At 43.8% G+C, this 4,482-nt stretch carries 3 protein-coding genes; all 3 read right to left on the minus strand.

Going from position 1 to position 4,482, the window contains the following annotated elements:
* Window positions 1–1,975: CD1108 family mobile element protein (locus G5B06_RS18335; protein WP_334297591.1), on the minus strand; the 1,975-nt coding region annotated here is incomplete at its 3' end.
* Between the two features lie 3 nt (window positions 1,976–1,978).
* The gene (locus tag G5B06_RS18340; protein WP_118342920.1) at window positions 1,979–2,089 is read right to left on the minus strand and encodes a DUF3789 domain-containing protein; all 111 of its coding nucleotides are present in this window, start codon (window positions 2,087–2,089) and stop codon (window positions 1,979–1,981) included.
* Between the two features lie 18 nt (window positions 2,090–2,107).
* Window positions 2,108–4,482, minus strand: a 2,375-nt coding sequence (locus tag G5B06_RS18345) for a VirB4-like conjugal transfer ATPase, CD1110 family (protein WP_173772698.1), incomplete at its 5' end; no start/stop codon positions are given.

The raw sequence follows: 4,482 nt of genomic DNA on the forward strand, positions 1-4,482 counted from the left end.
GTTCTTTCTGGAAAAATCCCAACCTGTCCTGACAGATTGACATCAGGTTTCCACTGGTCAATGTTACATTCAGCGTGTCCACATCTCTGATTCTGGTCACTTCGACTTCATTGCTTCCGTTATCATCTGCAAGATAACATTCCCAGGTCTGATGTCCATGTGCAGATGCTGCCGCATGACTGTCATAATAGACATCAAATTGTACACCGTATCTTGCGAAAGCTCCGGTATCTTCTACGGTATATTCGACACCATTCATAACTACCTTTGTTCCCATTGGAACAAACGGATTGGAAGCATCTACCGCTAAGGTATGATTGGCAGTTGGATATGCTCCACTGGCAGTCGGTCCTCCGCTCCAAATACCACAACAGATTGGACAGTTACAATATCCACTGGTCACAACCTGTCCCAAAGATTCTCCAACTCTTACTGTTGCTGTCTCCGTTACAGTCTCATTGACTGCTTCAGTAGTTAAATGATATTGCTCTGCAAACAAGGCGTCCAGCTCCGGCTTGACCTGTTCAAAAGTAAATTCTTCATACTTTGCAGACAGATAACTAATCAGGATAAACGGATCATGCTCAATAGGTCCGATGTTATATCGGTATTCCTCATGTCCTGGTTCTTCAGATTCCATATTGTTGATCCGCTCCTGCAGATTAGCTTCCAGCTGTGTGTAATACAGTTCCGCTTCCCGGATTGCCTGATCCGATGACAGATAACTGGTTCCGGTGTAAGTGATCACATTTTGTAAAAACACTGCAGAGCATGACGTGACATTCGTTATGATCAGAAACATCAATCCGATCAGAACTGCTACACTGATATACACCTTCCGGTTTTCTTTAAAAAAGTTGGTGACTTTGCCGCCAATCTTCTTGATATAATCAATCGTACCTTTTGTAGCTGTTCCTACTGTCTGTTCACTTCGCTTCGCTTTGGCATAATCCCGTTTGATCTGTTGCTTCTGAATCTGTTTTTTCAGTTTCTTCTGTTCCTGACGGGCTGCCGCCTGTGTCTGTTTCTCTTCCTGTCTTTCAAGTCTGCTTCTTTTTCTGAATGCCCTCTGTTTCCTGCGTCTGGCACTTCTCTGTTCCAGCCGGTAAACACCTTCGCCGCTTTCTTCTAACTTATGGGCACCTTCTACCGCCGCATTATCGTCTTCATTTTTGCTGATCTCACGGTGCAATGCTGCGGAAGCTGCACTTCCTGCTTTCTTGACAACAGAAGTTTTTTCTGTTTTCACAGATTCCCCTTCGCCAAACTTCAAGCGGGATTTCTTCTTTCCAGGAGCTTCTCCATCATTTGCCTGATAGACCTGTGCCTTCTTGGAATGCTGCTTTGCTTCCTTCTTCTTTTTTGCTTCCTCATAAGAAAACTTTTTGGCTTTTTCCTTCTGTTTCTGATGTCGGAAATTGACTCCATCCGTATCCATCTGGTTCAATTTCTCCATATCTTTATCATTTTTCACAGAAGCACCAGTTTCCTCATAAGCAAACTTCAAACGCTGTTTTTGTTTTGGCTTTTTGCTACCACCGGTCTGATTTCTCCGGCTGTCTCCTCTGTTTTCTGATAGATCCGCACGTTTTTCTTTCAGTCTCCCTGACTGTCCGGCTTCGGATTTTTCTGCAAGTCTGGATTCTTTTCCGACTTCAGCACGGATTCTTTTTCTATTTTGCTGTTTTCTACTCTGTCCAAGATCCTCACTTTGCTTCTCTGCCCGTATCAGTTCCGGTGCATCTCTGGATTTTTGCACAGAGGGACGAATATTTTTCCCACTCCGTTCAGACTGGCGGGAAGACTTATCCACAAGGCTTACTTCTTTTTCCCCCTGTTTTCCTCCCATCTGCACATCACTGGCACGGTTACTGACACGAACAGAAGATTTATCCGTCAGGTTTTCTTCCACCAGACCATCCTTGGTCATTTTCTGGACTTTCTTATCCCTGACTTTCATTCTCTGTTCTGCCACTGATTACTCCTCCTTCTTCGGATACCCTTTCCCTGCCTGTAATAAACAGAGAATAGCGATGCCAAATACAGCACCGCCACAAAATGTCAATCCATATGAAATTACCTGTAACATTGTTTTACTCCTCCTGTATTACCCTGCTTCGGCTGTTTCCTCCGGGCGGGTTGTCATAATCTTATAAAGGGAATTCTTCGGGAATCTGTCTACAAACGGAATAATCACATTTCCATAGAACAGAAGTCCTTCACCCTCATTACTGTTGGTTACATAAGACAGCTGGGTTGGTGAAATATTCAACTGTTTAGCCAGAATCTGCCTGTCACCGGATGCCTGGTTGAGCATATAGATAAAATCAGAGTTTTCAAAAATATTCTCGATTTCCCTGGAAGCTAAAAGATCCTTAATGTTCTGGGTAATTCCTGTCGGAATACCGCCCCATTTACGGAATCGCTTCCAGATTTCCACGCTGTAGGCTGCTGTCTGTTCTTCTTTTAAGAGAAGATGGAATTCATCCACATAGTAACGGGTGGATTTATGAGCGGAACGGTTGATCGTCACTCGGTTCCATACCTGGTCCTGCACAATCAGCATCCCGATCTTCTTCAGCTGTTTTCCAAGCTCCTTGATATCAAAACATACGATACGGTTGTTGATGTCCACATTTGTGCGATGATTAAATACATTTAGGGAACCTGTAACGTAAATCTCCAATGAAGTTGCCAGACGCTGTGCTTCCGGCTCTTCCTGTTTCCGCAACAGATTATATAAATCCTCCAGTATCGGCATCTTCTCTGGCACCGGATCAGCGAGATATTCCTGATAGACCAGCCGCACACAACGGTCAATGATCGTCTTTTCTACCGGTTCCAGTCCATTCTTTCCACCGACAATCAGTTCACACAGGGACAGAATAAAATCTGCCTTTAAGGACAGCGGATTATCTTCCTCTGAATAATTCAGGTTCAGATCCATCGGATTGATATACTGGTCTGATACCGGTGAAATCCGGATGACCTGTCCGTGCAGTGCCTGCACCAGTGGATAATACTCGGCTTCTGGATCACAAATAATAATATCGTCCTCCGTAATCAGGAAACAGTTCGTAATTTCTCTTTTTGCTGAGAAGGATTTACCGGAACCAGGTGTACCAAGAATCAGTCCATTCGGGTTCTTCAGACGCTTCCGGTCAACCATAATCATGTTGTTGGATAATGCATTCAATCCATAATAAAGAGCTTCCCCTTCCTGGAACAGTTCCTGTGTCGTAAATGGCACAAAGATCGCTGTTGCCGATGTGGTAAGCCCTCTCTGAATCTCAATTCGATTGACTCCCAGTGGAATACAGGACATCAATGCTGCTTCCTGCTGATAGTCCAGCTGTTTTAAGGAACAGTTGTATTTTTGTGCGATACCCTGTACCTGGAAGATATTGTTATCCAGCTTCTGACGCTTCTTTGCGGTATTCATCACCAACACTGTCACAAGAAACATACGCTCATTTCTGGACTGTAAATCTTCCAGCAGATTCTTTGCTTCTTCCCCGTAGGTCACAAGATCCGATGGAAGCACATCCATGTCATACCCGGAACGTACCGCCCGCTTCTGCTCTTCAATCTTCATCTTATCCAAATCTGAAATCTTGCTCTTGATCATCTTGATCGCAGAACTCTGGTCAATGGACTGGATATGAATATTGACATTGATGCTGTCATCCACATCCAGGAAATCTGCAAGCATCCGGTCTGTAAGCTCCGGTGCCAGGATCTGCAGATAACTCACGCTTCCCATGGTCTTTCCCATCAGAAATGTCTGATTCTTGGAAAAGTTAAAGGAAGTTGGTGCAATAAAGTCTTTGGTCTTTAATCCTGTTTCCGGCAGCATCTTGTACTGGAACTTAAATGGTTCAATCCGATCCTGGTTGAACACATGATACAGAATCTCCAGTCGCTCCAGACCATTTAAGGAATGTGCCTGTGCTCCCAGAACTTTAAAGTTGTTCAGGATATCGGCTTCAATCCTTTCAAGCCTTGGTCTTGCCACCTTCAGGCTTTCTGCTTCGATTCCAAAAGTGATATACTTGGTTTTCACCAGACCATTGTTTCCCTTGGAAAGCTGATTTTTTAACATGGTCCGGTACTCCTCACGAATGGCATTGAAGTCATCGTTCTGATCCGGAATATCAATACTTTTCTCAAATTCAGCCACATCCACCTGCTGATTGATAAAGGACAGCTGCACACTGATGGAAGAATCAAAGTAATTTAAAAAATCACAGTAATTCTCAAATATCGTGGTCTTATCCTCATTTAAAGCCAGCTGATAATTGATGTCATAAAACTGAATTGTCTTAGAGAAAAAGGTCTTTGTCACCTGGCAGATACCATCCTGCAGCATCCGAATATACGGAATACTCTGCTGTGCAGTTGTAGGAATGTTTTTCTGTTTCCTACGATCCCGTTCCTGCTTCTTCCTACGCTTTTCCTGTTCTCTTTCTTTTCTGCTTTTTT

Source organism: Blautia luti, assembly GCF_013304735.1.
GTDB lineage: Bacteria > Bacillota > Clostridia > Lachnospirales > Lachnospiraceae > Blautia_A.

Coding starts and splice junctions, on each gene's coding strand:
- G5B06_RS18340 (WP_118342920.1), bottom strand. CDS start 2,089: ATGTTACAGGTAATTTCATATGGATTGACATTTTGTGGCGGTGCTGTA.